Raw genomic sequence first — 19,527 nt, forward strand, 5'->3', positions numbered from 1 at the left:
ACACCTAAATATAAAAATTTAGTGTCTTAACAGTAGGAATTACTGTGGTTGAAGACCTTTGTTTGGGCAGTGTGCCTAAATAGCATTATTCCAAGGAGAAGTATCACATGGAGACCGTTCAGGGTGGCATGTTGCTTATCTACACTGTAATCGCGATTATTGCATTGGTTGTCATGATCGCGAAGTTCAGAATTTATCCATTTCTTGTTCTTATTATTGTTTCACTCGGTTTAGCTTTAGCTGTTGGCATGCCAATGGGCGATATTGTTAAGTCATATGAAGCTGGTACTGGTAAAACCTTGGGCCACCTTGCGATTGTCATCGCACTCGGAACGATGCTCGGCAAAATGATGGCTGAGTCGGGTGGTGCTGAGCGAATAGCAATTACTTTAATTAAATGGTTTGGTGAGAAAAATATTCACTGGGCCATGATGTTTATTGCCCTTATTGTTGGTCTTCCCGTATTTTTCGAAGTCGGTTTCGTTCTACTCATTCCAATCGCATTCAATATTGCTAAACGCACAGGTAAATCCCTACTGATTGTTGGTTTACCAATGGTGGCAGGTTTGTCTGTAGTGCATGGTTTAATTCCACCGCATCCAGCGGCCTTGTTGGCGGTACAGGCCTATCACGCGGATATTGGTAAAACGATTGCTTACAGTTTGTTGGTGGGCATACCCACTGCGATTGTGGCAGGGCCATTGTATGCGCTATGGATCAATAAATATGTCAAATTGCCTGAGAACAATCCATTGTTTAAGCAGTTTGTTGAGGCAGATACAAAAGAAACTCGTGAGCTACCAAGCTTTGGGATTACCTTATTTACGATTATGTTGCCTGTCGTATTAATGCTGATCGGAAGTTGGGCTGATCTTTTCTTTGCCCCGAAAACTTTTGCAAATGATTTACTACGTTTTATTGGTACTTCTGATATTGCATTACTTATTGCTGTACTGGTCAGCTTTATTACCTTTGGTACGATGCAGGGCTTTAACCGTGAGCAAATTGAAAAATTCTGTGGCGGTTGTTTAGCTTCTATTGCCGGAATCATGTTGATTGTTGGTGCTGGTGGTGGTTTTGGTGGCATTTTACGTGATAGTGGTATTTCTAATGAAATCGTCTCTACAGCTTTAAAGGCAAATTTGTCGCCGTTATTGTTAGGTTGGTTTGTTGCAGCACTGATTCGTTTGGCAACAGGTTCTGCAACGGTTGCTATGGCTACTGCTTGTAGCATTGTGGCTCCAATTGCAGCCACGGCTGGTGTTGCCGTTAGGCCGGAACTTTTAGTGCTTGCCACAGGCTCAGGTTCATTGGTTTTCTCACATGTAAATGATGCAGGATTCTGGTTAATCAAAGAATATTTTGGTATGACCGTGGGGCAGACACTCAAGACTTGGTCAGTATTGGAAACGATCATTTCAGTGTTGGGTTTATCTTTCACGCTACTGCTTAGCACTATTTTATAATTAAAGGTGAGTAATCCATGATTGTGATTGCAATGGGTGTCTGTGGAACAGGTAAAACCCTGATTGGTGAGTTGTTATCAGAGCGTTTGGCTTGTGAGTTTCTCGATGGTGATACGCTTCATTCGGCTGCAAATAAAAGTAAGATGAGCCAAGGGATTCCTTTAACTGATGATGATCGTCTGCCATGGTTACAGGCCATTCGTCAGGTCATTGAAACCAAACAAAGAGATGGTGAAACAGCTGTATTTACATGCTCATCTTTAAAGCGCATGTACCGCGATATTTTGAGAGGGCAAGACCAGAATGTTAAGTTCGTCTACCTCAAAGGCTCGTATGAGTTATTGCAACAAAGACTTGCAGCAAGATCTGGCCATTTCTTTGATCCATCATTGCTACAAACTCAGCTGGATACATTAGAAGAACCAGATCTTCATGAAGCAATAACGATTGATATTGCTTTGACGCCTGAACAGATTGTTGCGCAAGTCATGCAGCAACTTGGTGTGGTTGGTGATGTCTGCCAAGAATAATCATAGAAAAGTTTAGCTTATAAATAAAAACGCCTGATATTGATCAGGCGTTTTTTTGAAGTGTTAAATCAGTTATTGGCGAATTTGCCCGTCACCTAACACAATCCATTTTTGAGAAGTTAAGCCTTCTAAGCCAACAGGACCGCGGGCATGGATTTTATCGGTAGAAATACCAATCTCTGCGCCTAAGCCATATTCAAAACCATCAGCAAAACGAGTTGAGGCATTAATCACGACTGAGCTTGAATCTACGCGAGCCAAGAACTGACGAGCCAAGGTGTAGTTTTCAGTCACAATTGCATCGGTGTGATGTGAACCATATTTGTTGATATGGTCAATTGCTTCATCAATACCACTCACTACTTTAACAGCAAGAATTGGCCCTAAATATTCGGTATACCAATCTTCTTCTGTAGCAGGTTTTACCGATGCACCCAAAATACGGCGTGTTTCTGGACAGCCACGGAGCTCAACTTGTTTTTCAGCATACAGTTCGGCAATGCGTGGTAAGAAAACATCTGCAATTTTTTCATCAACGAGCAGGGTTTCCATCGCATTACAAACGCCATAACGATGTGTTTTGGCATTTAAAGTAATAGGTAAGGCTTTTTGCAAGTCTGCCTGTGCTTCAACAAATACATGGCAGTTACCATCAAGATGCTTAATGACAGGAATACGAGCTTCATTGGTTACACGTTCAATTAAGCTTTTGCCGCCACGAGGAACGATTACATCTACATATTCAGTCATGGTAATGAGATGACCAACAGCCGCACGGTCAGAAGTGTTAATCACTTGCACTGAATGTTCAGGTAAGCCAGCAACTTTTAAGCCATGCTTAATCGCTTCAGCAATTGCTTTATTTGACTCAAGTGCTTCTGAACCACCACGTAAAATAATGGCGTTGCCCGATTTAATCGCTAAAGATGCAGCTTCAAGGGTTACGTTTGGACGTGATTCGTAAATCATCCCAACAACACCTAGAGGTACACGCATTTTTCCAATTTGAATGCCTGTGGGGCGATATGCAAGATCAGTAATTTCCCCAATTGGATCGACAAGTGCGATCACATCTTTAAGACCTTGCAACATTCCTTTAAAACGTGCGGGTGTCAGTTCAAGACGATCAAGCAATGCGCTGTCGAGCTGATTGCTACGACCTTTATCCATGTCGATTTGATTCGCTGCCAAAATTGCTGCCTGATTATTTTCTAAAGCAGTATAAATAGCAGAGAGTGCATGGTTTTTTAGTGAGGTAGAAGCACTTGTAAGGACACGAGAGGCCTGACGTGCTTGTTGCCCAACTGTTTGCATATATTGTTCAATTGAATCGTGCATAGCATTTTTTAATCATTTACCAATGACTAAGATAGTAGCAGTCAAATGCGGAACAATGAATGGCTTTTTTTGAAAAATGTGACCGCCATAAAAAAACATTTAAATATTTTGCAAACTATTAGCGACTTAAACAAGATGAGCGGTCATTTGAGCGATTGCGTATATTTCACACAATTGTTTAGAATGTTATTGTGCAATACAAACTAATACAAATTTTAAAGTTTTGTGCATAAAAGGTTACGTGTTCAAGAAGGAACTCTTGCAGCATAAAAAAATTACAGCAAGGAGGAAGCAAGGATATGAATTCCATTATTCAAATGGATTCGGAGATCAACCAAGCTTATGCCGGTTTTGGCTTTTTCGATATCTACCATAGAGATAGTTTTAAACAACCTGCTCGGACAACATGGATTGACGGCTGGAAAATTGAATATATGGCGATTGCCGATCCAAAAACGATTCACAATACGCCAATTGTGATTGTGGGCGGTGCTTTCCAGAATTTTAATTCTTATAAATATTGTGTTGAACAATTATTTGAAAGCGGTCCGGTTATTTTAATTGATTTACCTTCTATGGGCGCAAATCAGCAAATTACTAATCGGGACACAGGAGTATCTGCGGGTACTTTAGAGCTACCTGATTTGTCTAAAATGTTGGGACGCTGGTTAGATATTGTTGGACTACAAAAAGTTTCTGTGATGGGAATGTCTTTGGGATCAGTAATCGCATCTTGCTTCGCTTATCATCGTCCAGAATTAATGGATCGCATGATTTTGATGGGTGTTATGCAAAAGACACGAAAAAGTTGGCGAATGATTCTGGAAGAGTCGCTCAAGCTCATGCAAGAAAACCGCATGGAAGAGTTTGGACAAGCTGTAATTTTATATTTAGTTAATCATGCAAAATTAGATAAAACCCGCATGTCACCAACAGCCAAGAAATTATTTTTTAGGCAAATGGCTGAATTTACGGGCACAGAGCGAGAACGTTATGAAATTAACTGTAATCGTCTTTTACGTTTAACTGATGTACCCATTCCAGAGTGTAAAACGTTGGTTGCAGCAGGGCAGTATGATAGCTTTACTCTGCCTCATGAAAATGCGAACTTTGCTTTGCAATGCCCAGATATGGAATTTGCCCTTATTGCAAACGCAGATCATGTACCTCAATTGCAGCGCCGTAAAGAAACCATGAGTTTGTTCACTTCATTTTTAAAAGGTGAATCTATCCAAAATTTGGATGGCATTATTCCTATGACACGTGAACAAATGCAAAACATGGAACGCCGTGGAGAAGAGCGAGTTCGAGTTTTGCAGCCAAAAACTCAACTTACTCATCGAGAGTCTGATATACAGGTATCTGTACAGATTGTTGATGTTACTTTCTTCGGTATGTATTTAAAAATGGATGATGTTTTGCAGCTTAATTTTGTGCACGATCATCCACGTGATTTGGCACTACATTTAGAAGATGAAGAAGGTACTTTTGCAATTGAATGCTTAATTTTTGAGAGTACAGAGCAAGGTATTCGAGCTTTATTCAAACATGGTAGCTTCGAACTTGCTGATCGTTTAAGCCGTTTTATTGCTCGTCAAAAACAAGCAGCTTAATAGTATTGTTATAGATGGAAGCTCGTTTATTTCGAGCTTCCATTTTTTATATTTGTCATTTTATTTGCGCGTGAATAGTCCAGACTAAATCACCTAAATGTTGCTCGTGACGATCTTGAGAAGCTTGTCCAAAGAAAATTTGTGGTTGTTCCACGCTAACTTGATCGAACTCTGTATCTTTAAAAAATTCTTCAACTTCTTTGGGACTTTTGAAGTGAAAACTAAACGAGCTTCGAGACATTAATTTCAATAATTTACTGCTGTTCCAGATAATACTGGCAAGTTTGTTTTTAACTGGTTCAGGGTAGAGGTCAGTTAAATAATGAAACTTTTTAAAAGAAGCGCCATAGTGAGCAATCGATTGAATCAGTTGTTTTAATAAATCTTTATCAAAATAATTAATTAAACCTTCACTAATCACAACCAATGGGCGGTTTGGGTCAAATACTTCAAATGCCTGTGCAAAAGCTTCTGTAAATAAATCAACCGATAAAATTTCAGGTGCATTTTTTTCAATTTGTTGTAATGCATTTTGTTTAGTTTGCGCCATACCGGGTAGATCAAGCTCCCGATAGGTAATCGAAGGGTAATGCTGTCTAAACCACCAGCCGCGTGGAGATAACCCACATGCTATTTCTAGAACTTGTAAATCAGGACTTTCTTGAATGAGTTGTTCTAAATGGTGATCAAGCATGGTGTGGCGTTGTTTGAGCGTAGTGCGCATGCTACCGCCCACATATTTCTCTGCCCAAGATTCTATCGGATGAACCAAATACGCTAGTGATTTGCCTTTGGTTGTAGTAAGTGCTTCATGAGAGATCCCCATTTGATACCAGATATAGCCTGTATAGTGAGCTGTAAAAGAGATGTGGCGGTGTTTTGAAAGTTGTTGTGTCATTCGTCCTGAGCTCGATTTATTGTTTTTGTGTGGTTTGACTGATGATCGAGACCATCAGTCAAATATACGTTTAACTCAATTTAGATCGAATTTTTAAACTCTTCAATGGCTGTTTTGACAGCTTGCCACTCATTTCCAAGCGATAAGGTCTCACCAATCTGAATTTGTGGAATTTGACCACGCATGCGTTCTAAACGTTCTTGATTTGGTAGTTCTAAGTTCGAAATACCTTCGAGTGCTGTACACGCTGCACTACGATCGTTACACACAAGTCCCATATCACAACCAGCTGCCAGAGCTGCTTGAATACGTGCATCTGCACCACCTGCTACACACGCGGCTTGCATAGTTAAGTCATCAGAGAAAAGTACACCATCAAACTTCAAACGGTTGCGTAGAACTTCTTGAATCCAGAACGGTGAAAAACCTGCTGGATTTGGGTCGATCTGATCATAAATCACATGTGCAGGCATGAGTGCATCAAGCTGTGGCATGAGCTTAATGAAGCTTTGCATGTCATGGTTATAAATTTCGTCATAGCTGCGGCTATCGATTGCAGCTGCAACATGTGAATCCGCTTTCACTGAACCGTGACCCGGGAAGTGTTTGCCCGTGTTTGCCATTCCAGCTTTTTTCATACCTTGCATAAACGCGCCAGCAAGTGGTGCGATGTCTTCAATATTTTTAGAGAAGCCACGATCACCAATCACATCACTAATTGCATTGAGGTCTAAAACGGGTGCAAAACTAAAATCGATACCGACAGCAAGGACTTCAGTTGCCATAAGCCAGCCACACTGTTCAGCCAGTTCAAGTGCTTTTTGAGGTTGGGTAATATAGAGTTCACCGAAACGGCCCATGGCCGGTAATAAGGTAAAACCTGATCTTAGGCGCTGAACTCGACCACCTTCTTGGTCGACAGCAATTAAAATATCTGGACGAATTTGACGCATATGGTCCGTTAATGCACGGACTTGTTGTGGAGATTCAATATTTCGTGCAAATAAAATCATGCCACCGACTTGCGGAGCGCGTAATAGTTCAATATCTTCTTGAGTAAGTTCTGTGCCGGCGATGTCCAGCATCAATGCGCCAATCATATTGGTTCCATTTGAATTTTGATTGAAAAACAATAAGCGAATTTTGCAATGTTTTGCTACATTTTGTCAGTACAGAATATGATAAAACTACACGGTATAAACAATTTAGTTGGTTAAGATTTTGAATCTGCTTAGTTCATATCGAAAACAGAGCGTGTAAGATAGGAATACCCAAGGAAGTATTAAAAATTTATGAAACTTCAAACTATAGCTTGTGCAGTAGCGATCGCGACTGGCGGTTTATTCTTCTCTCATACGATGAATGAAGCGAGAGCAGCAACGAATACTGCTGTAGTTTCTCAATCGATCCAGCCAACGCAAGAACAGGCTTTGGTGGCTCGCCAACTGGCAACTTTAGTTGATCGCCAACATTATTTGAATATGCGTCTGGATGCGACGACATCAAATCGTATTCTCGATATGTATTTAGATAGTCTTGATCCGGATCACTCACTATTTTTAGACGCTGAAGTTCAAAATTATAAAAAACTATATGGTTCAAATTTTGGTGCTTCATTAAAAGCGGGGAATTTAACTGGACCGTTTGCAATTCATCAGCAATATCGTGAGCGATTAAAACAATTTTATGAGTTCATGTTGACTGAGTTGAAGCAGCAGCAAAATTTAAAACAGCCAAATAGCTATATTGAAGTTGATCGTGAAAAAGCACCGTATTTTAAAACTGCGGCTGATCAACAAAATCATTGGCGCAAAATGTTGGTTTCGCAGTTAATCAACTTAACGATTAGCCGTGAAGAAGAGCAGGCGAAACAAAAAGCGCTTAAAGAAAATCCTTCACTTGCTGATGGTCAAGACTTAACTGGCCCAGAAGATTTAACACCAGCTCAGACCTTAACTAAACGTTATACGCGTCAGCTTGAAAGAATTAGTCGTGTGAAAAGCGATGATGTGTTGGACAAAACATTAAATGCCATGTTGGCGACCTATGATCCACACAGTAACTATTACCCGCCAATTGATGCGATCGAATTGAATCGCCAAACGACCTTGCAACTAGAAGGTATTGGTGTGTCGATTCGTCCAGAGCGTGGTAATGAAGATTACACCAAGATTGAAACCATTGTAGAAGGTGGTCCTGCAAGTAAGTCTGGCCAAGTGAAATCAGGCGATCGAATCGTTGGCGTCGCCCAAGAAGGCGAGAAAATGATTGATGTGGTTGGTTGGACAAGTTCTGAAATTGTTGGACTCATTCGTGGTAAGCGCGGAACCAAAGTCACGTTAAAACTTCTTGGTGCTGGCGCATCAATGAGTCAAGCACGTAATGTGACCTTAGTACGTGATGTGATTCAAGAAGAAGATGCTGGTGTTCGTTCACGTACAGTTGAAGTTAATCGTGATGGTAAAAAGCATCTGTTAGGTGTCATTGAAATTCCATCATTCTATTTTGACTATCGTTCACGTCGTGCAGGCCAACAATACCGTTCAGTTTCTGAAGATACTGCAAATGCTTTTGAAGCGTTAAAAGCGAAAAAAGTAGAAGGTATTATTATTGACTTGCGTAATGACCCAGGTGGTTCATTAGAAGAAGTTGCACGTATGCTCGGTCAAGTGATTAAGTCTGGCCCAGTGGTACAAATTCGCGATGGCAATGGAAACGTAAGTGTTTTTGAAGACAACGACGGTGGTCAACAAATTTACACTGGCCCCCTTGCTGTAATGGTGAACTTAGCATCTGCATCTGCAAGTGAAATTTACTCTGCTGCAATTCAAGACTATGAGCGCGGTATTATTATCGGTAGCACAACGACCGGTAAGGGTACAGCTCAGGTACAACTTGACACTCTTGCATATGGTCAAGCGACTCTAACTCAGCGTAAGTTCTACCGTATTACGGGTGGTAGTACACAAAATAAAGGTGTAGTGCCAGACATTAAACTCGTCGATATCTATAACGAAGAGTTTGGTGAGCGTAAATCGAAGAATGCATTGAAGTGGGACACAATTCCTACTGCACCATTTAAACGTGAAGGTTCTGTTCAACCTTATGTCACAAAGTTGTCTCAGTTCTCTGAACAACGTGTTAGCAATGATGCTCAGTTTAAATATCTAAATAAACGTACTGCGATTGCCAAGGTTACGAGTGACCAGAAACAAGTGGTACTTGATATTGATAAACGCCGTGCAGAATTACTTGGTCTAGAGAAACAGACTTTAGATGCAGAAAATGAACGCCGTGCAGCAAGTGGTCAAAAGCCTTTTGCAAATTGGGAAAGCTATCAAGCTTCATTAGATGCTCTAGCTGAATCTCGCGCTAAAATGAAAGCATCACAACGTCCTGCGTTGCCAGAAGAAGAAACTTTTGTGACAGAAGCTGCAAATGTACTTATGGATTATGCAAAATTGCAAAATCGTTAAGTATTAGTAAGTCTTAAGAAAAAGCATGCTGTTATCAGTGTGCTTTTTTTATTTTTCATGTCAGTAAACTGTCATGCATTCATCATCAAAATGTCAAAAAAACTGCTTAATCTTTAAGCATGAAAATAAATACATTGATGGATGGCGCTATGCAAAGCTCATACGCGACAGCACTATTAAAAGAACAGCAACTTCCTGAAAGCTTCCAATTCTTTTTTAAACAAAAGCAGCAGCTATCCAATGCGCATTCATTGCATGATTTGGTACGCCCACGTTTAAAGATTGCGATTGTTACTGAAACTTGGCCACCCGAAATCAATGGTGTGGCACTTTCATTATTACAACTATGCCAAGGTTTGCAAAAACTGGGGCATAAGATTTTACTGATTCGCCCAGAACAAAAAGCAAAATGCCATGAATTTACGCCAGAGCAAGAATGTCTGGTGATGTCGCAGGCTATTCCGAAATATCCGACTTTGCAGTTTGGTTGGCCACAATATTTAAAAGTATCGAAAGCTTTTGAAAAGTTTGTGCCAGATGTCGTTCACATTGTGACTGAAGGGCCATTAGGTTTAACTGCCATGCAAGCTGCCAAGGCAAAAGCTATTCCAATTTCTAGCGGCTTTCATTCACCATTTCAAGATTTTAGCCGATTCTTCGATTTGGCTTTTTTAGTCAAACCGATTCAAAAATACCTGTGCTGGTTTCATAACAATACTCAGGTGACCTGTGTGCCAAGTAAAGATACACAAGAAGCATTACGTGGTTTCGGTATTACTTGCCCGTTGGTTGTTGTTGGGCGCGGCGTAGACACAACGAGATTTTCACCAAAGCATCGCTCTGAGAATTTACGAAAACAATGGGATGCCGATGAGAATACTCGCGTTATGCTTTATGTCGGGCGTTTGTCGCCAGAAAAAGAAGTGCAAGTACTCATTGAAAGTTATGCCAACTTACAAACTGTTCAGCCACATAAAACTAAATTGGTTATTGTGGGAGATGGCCCAGATTTTGCTCGGTTAAAATCATTACCTGAAGCGAAGGGTGTTATCTTTACTGGAAGTTTGAGGGGTCAAGATTTGGCAGCTGCCTATGCGAGTGCCGATCTATTCGTATTTGCGAGTCAAGTTGAAACGTTTGGTAACGTAGTTTTAGAGGCGATGGCAAGCGGTTTGCCAGTTATCGCGTATGATTATGCATGTGCACATCAATATTTAACCCATGGTGTGAATGGCTGGTTAAGCCCACTTGGACAAAAAAGCCACTTTATACAACAAATTTATCAGCTTCCTTCATTACAACAACTTAGAGAAATGGGCGTACAAGCCTGTCAGAAAGTACAGCAAAGCGGTTGGCAACTTCCGGTTCAGCAATTGGAGCAGGCATTTTATCAGGTAGTGAAGGAGCCCTCGGTGGACTTCACCTAAGTATCCTAAAATAGGAGAATGACCATGAAATTTAAGAATGCAAAAATAAAAATACTCGATTTAGATTTAAGAGGCTGTTTATATCTTAATAATTTCTCTCACTCACAGCGTGTTGCCCTTTTCTTCAAAATCATCAGTCGTGTGGGTGACGGTCCATTTTGGTATCTAATGCTGGCAATCGTGTGGGGCATGCAAGGCATCACCTATAGCTTGCAAATCATCTACTTGTTATTAGGTGGTTCTATTGGTACAGCAATTTATAAATTCTTAAAACATAAAACAACACGACCTCGGCCTTATCAAGTGCATCAGGTGATTGTGCTCGGTGAAAGACCACTCGATCATTTCAGCTTTCCATCGGGTCACACGCTTCATGCCGTGATGGTGACAATTGTGTTGGGTTATATCCAGCCCGCTCTGCTTGCGGCGATGTTTCCTTTCATGGTGCTTGTGGCATTGTCTCGTATGGTGCTTGGTCTTCACTATCCAAGTGATGTGATTGTCGGTGCACTCATCGGTGCGGCGGTCGCGAGTATGATTATCTTTATGGCTCCGTTCTTGAACATCGCTTTATAAGCATCGGTAATTTTTATCAGCTTAAGCTATCGATTAGGTTTGTGGATTTGCTAAAGTACACAGTTCTTGATTTAGCAGATTAAACAGATAGGAGCCGCTATGGGCTTGCGTTGGACAGATACGATTGATATTGCCATTGAATTGTCAGAAGCACATCCAGAAGTTGATCCGCAATGGATTCGTTTTACCGATTTACATGCATGGGTATGTGCTTTACCAGACTTCAATGATGACCCAAATAAATCGACAGAAGGATTGCTAGAAGGGATTCAAATGGCCTGGATAGACGAAGTTCGCTAAAAACAGTAGAAATAATCGCAACTTTTACACATTCAAAGCTGATTATTGCCTATGACATCGGTATAATGCGGCAAATTTTTTAAAGTTTAAATCTTAAAATAAAGGAGCCACTCATGGCTATTGAACGTACTTTGTCTATCGTAAAACCTGATGCAGTGTCTAAAAACCACATCGGTGATATTTTTGCTCGTTTTGAAAAAGCGGGTTTAAAAATTGTTGCGACTAAAATGAAACACCTTTCTCAAGCTGATGCTGAAGGTTTCTATGCTGAGCATAAAGAACGTGGTTTCTTTGGTGACTTAGTTGCATTCATGACTTCTGGGCCAGTTGTAGTATCTGTACTTGAAGGCGAAAATGCAGTTCTTGCACACCGTGAAATCTTAGGCGCTACAAACCCTAAAGAAGCAGCTCCTGGTACTATCCGTGCTGACTTCGCTGTAAGCATCGACGAAAATGCTGCTCACGGTTCTGACTCAGTTGCTTCTGCAGAGCGTGAAATTGCTTACTTCTTTGCTGACAACGAGATCTGCCCACGCACTCGTTAATCGAAAGCATTCAAACCAGATAAGTGGTATACTACTTATCTGGTTTTTTTATTCTCTCAAGAGAATATTGTTTGATTCTTGAACAATATCTTCAGTTTTTTGACATGGTTTAGGTAAATACACATGAGTTCTGCAGAGGTCGTTTCATCTGAAAATCTTGATGGACAGCAGCAATCTTCGTCCACGCTGGCAATGCCTGCTGCCGAAAATAAAGTGAATTTACTCGGCATGTCTCGTCCTGAATTAGAAAAATTCTTTGAAGATATTGGCGAGAAAAAGTTTCGTGCCGGACAGGTCATGAAATGGATACATCAATACTTCATTACTGATTTTGCTGAAATGACCAATATTTCAGGCAAATTACGTGCGAAGCTTGAACAGATTTGTGAAGTTAAGGCTCCTGAAGTTGTTCACCGACACTATTCAAAAGACGGTACACGTAAGTGGGTTTTTCGTGTTGGCGATGGTGCAGGTTCTTTGGTTGAAACTGTATTAATTCCGGCTGAAGATAAAACAGGCTTGCGCAAAACTTTGTGTATTTCGTCACAAGTCGGTTGTGCATTGGACTGTTCATTTTGTTCAACAGGCAAACAAGGTTTCCAACGTGATTTAACACCCGATGAAATCATTGGACAACTCTGGATGGCAAACTATTCTTATATGGAAGAAGTGCCAGTTGCCGAGCGCGAGCGTTCAGTGACCAATGTCGTGATGATGGGTATGGGTGAGCCATTGCTCAACTATGATGCTGTATTAAGCTCAATGCGAATTATGCTTGATGACTTCGCCTATGGCATGTCTAAGCGCCGTGTGACTTTATCAACGTCAGGTGTTGTTCCAAAAATTGATCAACTTGCAAAAGACATTGATGTTGCTTTAGCAATTTCTTTACATGCGCCAAACGATGAATTACGTAACGAATTAGTGCCAATTAATAAGAAATATCCATTGGCTCAGTTAATTGCTGCATGTCAGCGTTATATTGCCAAAGATGGTAATGAAAGTTCGCGTAAACATGTGACTATTGAATATGTGATGTTAGAGGGTGTGAATGATCATCCTGAACATGCACAGCAAATGATTAAATTGTTAAAGAACCTACCAAGTAAAATTAATTTAATTCCATTTAATCCGTTCCCGCATGCACCATATGGTCGCTCAAGCCGAAATCGAATTATCTCGTTCCAAAAAACTTTGTCTGATGCTGGATTTGTGTGTACGATTCGTCAAACACGTGGTGATGATATTGATGCTGCATGTGGACAGTTAGTCGGTCAAGTGGCTGATAGAACTCGTCGTGCTGAACAGTGGCAGAAAAAAGTCACACAGCGTCAAGAGATTTTGCGTACACAAGGATAAATTGAGGGCAGGCTTTGAGTACTCCAAAGTTAAAAACGGTATTAATGGGGGTTGCAGTTGCACTTTTGGTAAGTGGTTGCCAGACAACGCATCTGCAAAAAAAAGACCCAGAAAAAGCGGTAAAAGTACGTACACAACTTGCTGCTGAACATATCCGTTCGGGTGACTTGGATTCGGCAAAGCGAGCGCTTGATCAAGCTTTAAGTGTAGATAGCCGTGACGCAACGGCAAATATGATGATGGGTATTTTACTACAGCAAGAGGGTAGTAAGCCGAACTTAGAAAAAGCAGAACATTATTTTAAACGAGCAATTTCATCTGAACCAGATAATGCTCAAGCACATAATAACTATGGTACTTATTTATACCAAATGGAACGCTATAATGATGCGATCGAGCAATTTCGCATTGCTGGTACAACATTAGGTTATGACCAACGCTATCAGGCATTAGAAAATCTGGGGCGTATTTATTTAAAATTGGGTGATGTTGCGAATGCTGAAAAAACATTCAAACAATCACTCCTTGCTAACCGCGACTCTTATATTTCAATGTTAGAGTTAGCGGAAATTTTTTATTTGCAGCAGCAGATTCCGGCTGCTACACAAATGTATGAGCAATATGTTCATACAGTGGGGCAGAAAAATCAGGGTGCAAGAGCACTTTGGATTGGTGTAAGAGTGGCTCGAGCCAATGCGGATAAAATGGGAATGCAAGTCTTAGTAAACCAGTTACGTGCTTTGTTCCCGGAAAGTCCAGAATATCAACGTTATTTGCAATTACAGTATAGTACTGAGGCCGTATGGAAATAAATCCTAATTCACAGCAGCCAACTGGCTCAAGCTTACCGACTTCTGCTTTAGGAAATATTCAACGTCCTGGTGAGTATTTACGTCAAATTCGAGTGGCTCAGAATAAAGAGTTAGGGCAAGTTTCTTCAGATTTAAACATGCCAGTCAAAACTCTAACAGCTTTAGAGCAAGATGATTACAAGTCATTGCCAGAAGCGACTTTTATCAAGGGTTATTACCGTTCATATGCAAAATATCTAAAAACAGATGCGACGGCAATTATTCAGCGCTTCGATGAGATTTATGCAAATGATACTGGGCTTTTACCAAACCATGCCTTAAATAATTCACCAATTAAAATCATGGGGAAACTCCCTGGTTCTAATAGTGACCGTAATAAGAAATGGTTGAAGCGTGCACTTCTTGCAATCGTGGTTATTGCTGTTGTGTCATTGATTGTCATGGGTATTCAAAAATGGACTTCAAAGAAAGAAGATGCTGATTTACCTAAAGCAAATCAATCTAATGTTGAAGTTTTACCTATGAAAGGAAATGCCACCTCAACAGTGGGTGATCAATTGGTGTTAAACTTTAACCGACCAACTTCTGTTCATATTGTTGATGCAACAGGTAAAGTTTTGGCGACAGGTCGTCAGTCATCAACTTTAAACCTAAATGGTGAGTCTCCATTCCAGATTCGTCTTGATGATGCAACTGCTGTGTCATTAAGTTTAAACCAAGAACAGATTTCATTGTCTCCATATACGGTAAACGGTAAAGCTGAATTCCGTTTATCCCGCTAATACCATGAGTTGAGCGATACAATGATAGAGAACCCAATTAAACGTCGACCAACACGTAAAATCCGTGTTGGGTCGGTGTATGTCGGTGGCGATGCACCTATTAGTGTGCAAAGTATGACAAACACTGAAACTTGCGATGTTGATGCAACTGTTGCTCAGATTGAGCGTTGCGTTGATGCAGGTGCTGATATTATGCGTGTTTCGGTCCCATCTATGGAAGCTGCTGAGGCATTTGGCGCCATTCGTAAGCGCGTTTCAGTACCATTAGTTGCCGATATTCATTTTGACCATAGAATTGCCTTGGCAGTTGCAGATTATGGTGCAGACTGTTTACGTATTAATCCGGGGAATATCGGGTCAGATCAGAAAGTTCGTGAAGTCGTTGCTGCAGCACGTCATCATGGCATTTCAATGCGTATTGGCGTTAATGGCGGTTCTCTAGAAAAAGATTTACAAAAGAAATATGGCGAACCTACAGGTGAGGCGCTGCTTGAGTCAGCGTTACGCCATATTGATATTTTAGATCGACTCAATTTCCATGAATTTAAAGTCAGTGTAAAAGCATCTAATGTGTTTTTAACAATGGATGCTTACCGTTTACTTTCAAAACAAATCGATAATCCATTACATCTTGGTGTTACTGAAGCGGGTATTTACCGTACTGGTACTGTGAAATCAGCGATTGCCCTTGGCGGATTATTGATGGAAGGTATTGGCGATACGATGCGTATTTCGCTTGCTGCCGAACCAGAAGATGAAATCAAGATAGGTTTTGATATCTTAAAATCATTGGGGCTTCGTTCTAACGGAATTAACTTTATTGCTTGTCCGAGTTGTTCGCGCCAAGAATTTAATGTTATTCAAGTGATGCAAGCTTTGGAAGAACGTTTAGAAGATATTCGTACTCCAATGGATGTGTCTGTGATTGGTTGTAAGGTAAATGGCCCGGGTGAAGCAAAAGAAGCTGATATCGGGGTTGTTGGGGCCGCGCCTCGCTCATTGGTTTATCGTAATGGTGAGAAAAGCCATTTAATCGATACCGATCAATTGGTTGATGAAATCGAAACAATGGTTCGTCAACGTGTCCAAGAGCTTGAAGAAGCTAAATCTAAAGAAATTATTCGTAGTTCATCATGAGTTCAATAGTCGCAATCAAAGGTTTTAATGACGTCTTGCCAACGCAAACAGTAGCGTGGAGACGTCTCGAGAAATATTTAGCATCGTTAATGGATGCTTATGGTTATCAACAAATTCGTTTGCCGATTATTGAACAAACGGGATTGTTTAAACGTACTATTGGTGATGCCACTGATATTGTTGAAAAAGAAATGTATACCTTTTTTGACAAAGGCAATCCACCTGAGTCGTTAACCTTACGTCCAGAAGGTACAGCTGGTTGTGTTCGCGCTATGCTTGAACATAATTTGTTGCGCGGTGCTACACCGCGTGTGTGGTATATGGGACCTATGTTCCGTTATGAAAAGCCACAAAAAGGCCGTTATCGTCAGTTTCACCAGTTTGGTGTGGAAACTTTTGGCGTAGCAACACCTGATATTGATGCCGAATTGATTTTGTTGACTGCACGCTTATGGAAACGTATGGGTGTTGCTGATAAGGTTCAACTTGAGTTGAATACTTTAGGTGAGGCAGATGAACGTGCTGAATACCGCAATGCATTGGTTGCGTTCTTAAATGAACATAAAGATGCGTTGGATGAGGATTCTCAGCGTCGTTTAACGACAAACCCGTTACGTATTTTAGATTCTAAAACTGAATCTACCCAGAAAATTCTGGAAAATGCGCCGAAATTGCACGATTTCTTAAAAGAAGATAGTTTGGATCATTTTAAGCAGTTACAAGATTATTTGACTGCTGCTGGTATCCAGTTTGTAATTAACCAGAAGTTGGTACGCGGTCTGGACTATTACAATAAGACTGTTTTTGAATGGACAACTACAGCACTTGGTTCACAAGGTACAGTATGTGCTGGTGGACGTTATGACGGTTTAGTTGGCCAGTTAAAAGGTAAGCCAGATCAATCAGTACCAGCTGTCGGTTTTGCAATGGGTATGGAGCGTTTATTGCTTCTGCTTGAGCAGGTTGAACAGGCCGAAGTTATTCGTGATTGTGAAGTCTTTTTGGTTGCAGAACCTGCTTATCAAACGAACGCTTTGATTTTGGCAGAACAATTACGTGACCAGTTAGAAGCTGCAAATAGCAGTATTCGAATCAAAACAGGTTCGCAAGGCAGCATGAAAAGCCAGATGAAAAAAGCTGATCAGGCTGGAGCAATCTTTGCTTTGATTTTAGGGGAACGAGAGTGGGAAGCGCAGCAGCTTGCTATTAAAGAGTTAGCAACAGCTGAGCAGTCACAAGTCGCAATTGCTGACCTCGTACCATTTTTAATCCAAAAATTTACAAAATAAACTGAAACATCTGGAAAAGGACAATCACATGAGCGTAAGTGATGAAGAACAATTCGACAGCTTAAAGTCGTTCGCCAAAAAATATGGTTCTGCCATGATTAGCGGAATTCTCATTGCATTGATTGCCTTTTTTGGATGGACCTACTGGCAAAAAAAGAATTTGGCAACTAGCCAAGTCGAAACTGCAAAAGTACAGCAGTTAATGGATGAGGCAAATGCGAGTGCCGATAATCCTAATGCCTTAAGCTCAGTAACTGCATCGGCAGATAAAATTGTAAAAGATGATATCGATTCTGTTCAGGCCATACAGACTCAGTTTGTATTAGCAAAATTAGCCTATGAAAAACAGGATTATGCTGCTGCTGAAAAAGCATTAAAGAAAGTTGAAAATTCAAAAGTAAAAGATGAAGGTTTAATGCAGGTTGTGAAATTGCGTTTAGCAGATGCACAATTGGCACAAAACAAATATGATGAAGCATTAAAAACCTTATCTGGTAACGTCGATCCTGCATTTAAAGCAACGGTAGAAGAGTTACGTGGTGATATCTTTGTTGCTAAGAAAGATGTTGATTCTGCTAAAAAAGCGTATCAGGCAGCTTGGAATTCGTTACTAGAACGTAAACAAGAGCGACAAATTTTACAAATTAAACTCGAAAGTGTTGGCGTTTTAGTTGAAGATCCACAGATTGAGCGCCCAATTTTGGAAACACAGGTGGAAGAGTCTTAATGAATCAGAAATTCAAACTGCCTTTGGCAATTGCAATCGCATCGGCTGTACTGGTGGGATGTTCGAGTAATAAAGTAAAAGAAGTAAAACCTAATCCGCTACCGAAATTGACCGAGTCGAAAAAGACCTTAACGCCAGTGTTTTCGCGTAGTGTTTCTTCTACTGATAAGGCTGATCCATTACGTTTGCAACTTGATGCAAACGACGGTGTAGTTTTCACTCTTGATCCAAAAGGTGAAGTCGCTGCATATCGTGGTAAACAACGCATTTGGGAAAAGAAAGTCAGCAAATTAGGCTTGAGCTCTGGTGTTGAAGCTGCTGAAGGAATTGTTGTTGTTGGTAATAGTAAAGGGCAACTTTTTGCACTAGATCAGGCAACAGGCGAACAGAAGTGGACTGCGCAGTTATCTGGTGCATTGTTAAGCCCGTCATTGGTTCAATCTGGACGCGTTATTACTATTGCGAATGATGGTACTGTATTTGCACATGATGCTACTTCGGGCCAACAAGTTTGGGCTTATAAATTACCAAATGTCCAATTTAGTTTGCGTGGTCAGGCATCACCAGTGAGCCTTGATCCTCGTACTGTATTAATTGCATCTGCGAATGCGTATGTTTATGCAATTGATACGATTAGTGGTATTCCACGTTTCCAACGTCGTGTTGCAGTGAGCGAAGGTCGTTCTGATATTCAACGTTTAATTGATATCGATGGCGATCCAACTGTAGCTGGACAGTTTATGGTAACGACCAGTTTTCAAGGTCAAGTAACTGTTACCGATCTTGCTTCTCAACGTGTAGTTTGGAGTGAAGATTCGAGCAGTACGAAACGCCCAGAAGTTTATGACAACAAAGTATTTGTATCTTCAACAGATGGTAAGTTAACAGCTTACGATTTAGCATCTGGTGAAAAAATCTGGGAAAATGATAGTTTGTTAAACCGTCATTTAAGTAATCCAGTTGTGCTAGGACAAGATCTTGTTATAGGTGATTTAGATGGCGTATTGCATCTTGTTGAACCAGCAACAGGTAAATTAATTGGTCGTTCAAAAACAAGTGGTGAAGTTAATACATTGCGTGTTATCGAGAATCAACTTTATGTTTCGACCAGAAAAGGCGATTTAAGTATTTGGCAGAATCGTTAATTTCGTTCGCTTGTGCTAAAATAAGCGCTTAACAAATTATGCTGTTAAAATATCGGGGTGTTTGAATTAAATCAGTTCAAAGCCCCGTCTTTTATTATGGTCATCTC

18 protein-coding genes are annotated in these 19,527 nt (G+C 40.6%); 15 read left to right on the plus strand and 3 right to left on the minus strand.

Annotation, left to right across the window (positions count from 1 at the left end):
- The first annotated feature begins 107 nt into the window (after positions 1–107).
- Both FY048_RS10965 and FY048_RS10970 read left to right on the plus strand, forming a co-directional pair.
- A complete protein-coding gene (locus tag FY048_RS10965) occupies positions 108–1,466 on the plus strand; it encodes a GntP family permease (RefSeq protein WP_016139310.1) in 1,359 nt (452 codons plus the stop codon).
- A 17-nt stretch (positions 1,467–1,483) separates the two neighbouring features.
- Complete coding sequence (locus FY048_RS10970; protein WP_446091130.1) at positions 1,484–1,996, plus strand: gluconokinase; 513 nt, start codon at positions 1,484–1,486, stop codon at positions 1,994–1,996.
- A 72-nt stretch (positions 1,997–2,068) separates the two neighbouring features.
- On the opposite strand, the gene FY048_RS10975 is transcribed toward FY048_RS10970, so the two are convergent.
- The gene (locus FY048_RS10975) at positions 2,069–3,334 is read right to left on the minus strand and encodes a glutamate-5-semialdehyde dehydrogenase (RefSeq protein ID WP_016139307.1); all 1,266 of its coding nucleotides are present in this window, start codon (positions 3,332–3,334) and stop codon (positions 2,069–2,071) included.
- A gap of 299 nt (positions 3,335–3,633) precedes the next feature.
- On the opposite strand from FY048_RS10975, the gene FY048_RS10980 reads away from it, so the two are divergent.
- Positions 3,634–4,947 carry an alpha/beta fold hydrolase gene (locus FY048_RS10980; RefSeq protein ID WP_446091131.1) on the plus strand — a complete coding sequence of 438 codons (1,314 nt, stop codon included), beginning with the start codon at positions 3,634–3,636 and terminating at the stop codon, positions 4,945–4,947.
- A gap of 55 nt (positions 4,948–5,002) precedes the next feature.
- Here the strand turns inward: FY048_RS10980 and FY048_RS10985 are convergent, their stop codons facing one another.
- A complete protein-coding gene (locus FY048_RS10985) occupies positions 5,003–5,845 on the minus strand; it encodes a class I SAM-dependent methyltransferase (protein WP_446091132.1) in 843 nt (280 codons plus the stop codon).
- An 80-nt stretch (positions 5,846–5,925) separates the two neighbouring features.
- Positions 5,926–6,945 (minus strand): beta-N-acetylhexosaminidase, encoded by a 1,020-nt coding sequence (nagZ, locus tag FY048_RS10990; RefSeq protein ID WP_446091133.1) that lies wholly within the window; start codon positions 6,943–6,945, stop codon positions 5,926–5,928.
- 192 nt (positions 6,946–7,137) lie between these two features.
- Here nagZ and FY048_RS10995 point away from each other — a divergent pair, with 192 nt between their 5' ends.
- From FY048_RS10995 to bamB, 12 genes are all read left to right on the plus strand, one after another.
- A complete protein-coding gene (locus FY048_RS10995) occupies positions 7,138–9,321 on the plus strand; it encodes a carboxy terminal-processing peptidase (RefSeq protein ID WP_446091134.1) in 2,184 nt (727 codons plus the stop codon).
- Positions 9,322–9,458: 137 nt separating this feature from the next.
- Positions 9,459–10,748, plus strand: coding sequence for a glycosyltransferase family 4 protein (locus FY048_RS11000; protein WP_446091186.1), 1,290 nt, complete (start codon positions 9,459–9,461; stop codon positions 10,746–10,748).
- Positions 10,749–10,772: 24 nt separating this feature from the next.
- Entirely contained in the window at positions 10,773–11,324 is a 552-nt protein-coding gene (locus FY048_RS11005) for a phosphatase PAP2 family protein (protein ID WP_446091135.1), read from the plus strand.
- A gap of 99 nt (positions 11,325–11,423) precedes the next feature.
- Positions 11,424–11,624, plus strand: coding sequence for a Fe-S cluster assembly protein IscX (gene iscX, locus FY048_RS11010; protein WP_003654869.1), 201 nt, complete (start codon positions 11,424–11,426; stop codon positions 11,622–11,624).
- A 113-nt stretch (positions 11,625–11,737) separates the two neighbouring features.
- Positions 11,738–12,169: a nucleoside-diphosphate kinase gene (gene ndk, locus FY048_RS11015; protein WP_003654870.1), complete on the plus strand. Its 432-nt coding sequence runs from the start codon at positions 11,738–11,740 to the stop codon at positions 12,167–12,169.
- Positions 12,170–12,292: 123 nt separating this feature from the next.
- Positions 12,293–13,528 (plus strand): 23S rRNA (adenine(2503)-C(2))-methyltransferase RlmN, encoded by a 1,236-nt coding sequence (gene rlmN / locus FY048_RS11020; protein ID WP_016139300.1) that lies wholly within the window; start codon positions 12,293–12,295, stop codon positions 13,526–13,528.
- 14 nt (positions 13,529–13,542) lie between these two features.
- Positions 13,543–14,340 (plus strand): type IV pilus biogenesis/stability protein PilW, encoded by a 798-nt coding sequence (pilW, locus tag FY048_RS11025; protein ID WP_446091136.1) that lies wholly within the window; start codon positions 13,543–13,545, stop codon positions 14,338–14,340.
- A complete protein-coding gene (locus FY048_RS11030; RefSeq protein WP_446091137.1) occupies positions 14,331–15,122 on the plus strand; it encodes a helix-turn-helix domain-containing protein in 792 nt (263 codons plus the stop codon). Before pilW ends, FY048_RS11030 begins: the two co-directional genes overlap by 10 nt.
- A gap of 21 nt (positions 15,123–15,143) precedes the next feature.
- Positions 15,144–16,259: a flavodoxin-dependent (E)-4-hydroxy-3-methylbut-2-enyl-diphosphate synthase gene (ispG, locus tag FY048_RS11035; protein WP_199965884.1), complete on the plus strand. Its 1,116-nt coding sequence runs from the start codon at positions 15,144–15,146 to the stop codon at positions 16,257–16,259.
- Positions 16,256–17,548, plus strand: coding sequence for a histidine--tRNA ligase (gene hisS, locus FY048_RS11040; protein ID WP_016139296.1), 1,293 nt, complete (start codon positions 16,256–16,258; stop codon positions 17,546–17,548). Before ispG ends, hisS begins: the two co-directional genes overlap by 4 nt.
- Positions 17,549–17,576: 28 nt before the next feature.
- Entirely contained in the window at positions 17,577–18,275 is a 699-nt protein-coding gene (locus tag FY048_RS11045) for a YfgM family protein (RefSeq protein WP_446091138.1), read from the plus strand.
- Entirely contained in the window at positions 18,275–19,420 is a 1,146-nt protein-coding gene (gene bamB / locus FY048_RS11050; protein ID WP_446091139.1) for an outer membrane protein assembly factor BamB, read from the plus strand. Before FY048_RS11045 ends, bamB begins: the two co-directional genes overlap by 1 nt.
- Positions 19,421–19,527 lie beyond the last annotated feature (107 nt).

The organism is Acinetobacter sp. 1124_18A, from assembly GCF_052824995.1.

Coding starts and splice junctions, on each gene's coding strand:
- ndk (WP_003654870.1), top strand. CDS start 11,738: ATGGCTATTGAACGTACTTTGTCTATCGTAAAACCTGATGCAGTGTCT.
- bamB (WP_446091139.1), top strand. CDS start 18,275: ATGAATCAGAAATTCAAACTGCCTTTGGCAATTGCAATCGCATCGGCT.
- FY048_RS10995 (WP_446091134.1), top strand. CDS start 7,138: ATGAAACTTCAAACTATAGCTTGTGCAGTAGCGATCGCGACTGGCGGT.
- FY048_RS11005 (WP_446091135.1), top strand. CDS start 10,773: ATGAAATTTAAGAATGCAAAAATAAAAATACTCGATTTAGATTTAAGA.
- FY048_RS11045 (WP_446091138.1), top strand. CDS start 17,577: ATGAGCGTAAGTGATGAAGAACAATTCGACAGCTTAAAGTCGTTCGCC.
- FY048_RS10980 (WP_446091131.1), top strand. CDS start 3,634: ATGAATTCCATTATTCAAATGGATTCGGAGATCAACCAAGCTTATGCC.
- FY048_RS10985 (WP_446091132.1), bottom strand. CDS start 5,845: ATGACACAACAACTTTCAAAACACCGCCACATCTCTTTTACAGCTCAC.
- FY048_RS10965 (WP_016139310.1), top strand. CDS start 108: ATGGAGACCGTTCAGGGTGGCATGTTGCTTATCTACACTGTAATCGCG.
- hisS (WP_016139296.1), top strand. CDS start 16,256: ATGAGTTCAATAGTCGCAATCAAAGGTTTTAATGACGTCTTGCCAACG.
- FY048_RS11030 (WP_446091137.1), top strand. CDS start 14,331: ATGGAAATAAATCCTAATTCACAGCAGCCAACTGGCTCAAGCTTACCG.
- iscX (WP_003654869.1), top strand. CDS start 11,424: ATGGGCTTGCGTTGGACAGATACGATTGATATTGCCATTGAATTGTCA.
- rlmN (WP_016139300.1), top strand. CDS start 12,293: ATGAGTTCTGCAGAGGTCGTTTCATCTGAAAATCTTGATGGACAGCAG.
- FY048_RS10970 (WP_446091130.1), top strand. CDS start 1,484: ATGATTGTGATTGCAATGGGTGTCTGTGGAACAGGTAAAACCCTGATT.
- FY048_RS11000 (WP_446091186.1), top strand. CDS start 9,459: ATGGATGGCGCTATGCAAAGCTCATACGCGACAGCACTATTAAAAGAA.
- ispG (WP_199965884.1), top strand. CDS start 15,144: ATGATAGAGAACCCAATTAAACGTCGACCAACACGTAAAATCCGTGTT.
- nagZ (WP_446091133.1), bottom strand. CDS start 6,945: ATGATTGGCGCATTGATGCTGGACATCGCCGGCACAGAACTTACTCAA.
- FY048_RS10975 (WP_016139307.1), bottom strand. CDS start 3,334: ATGCACGATTCAATTGAACAATATATGCAAACAGTTGGGCAACAAGCA.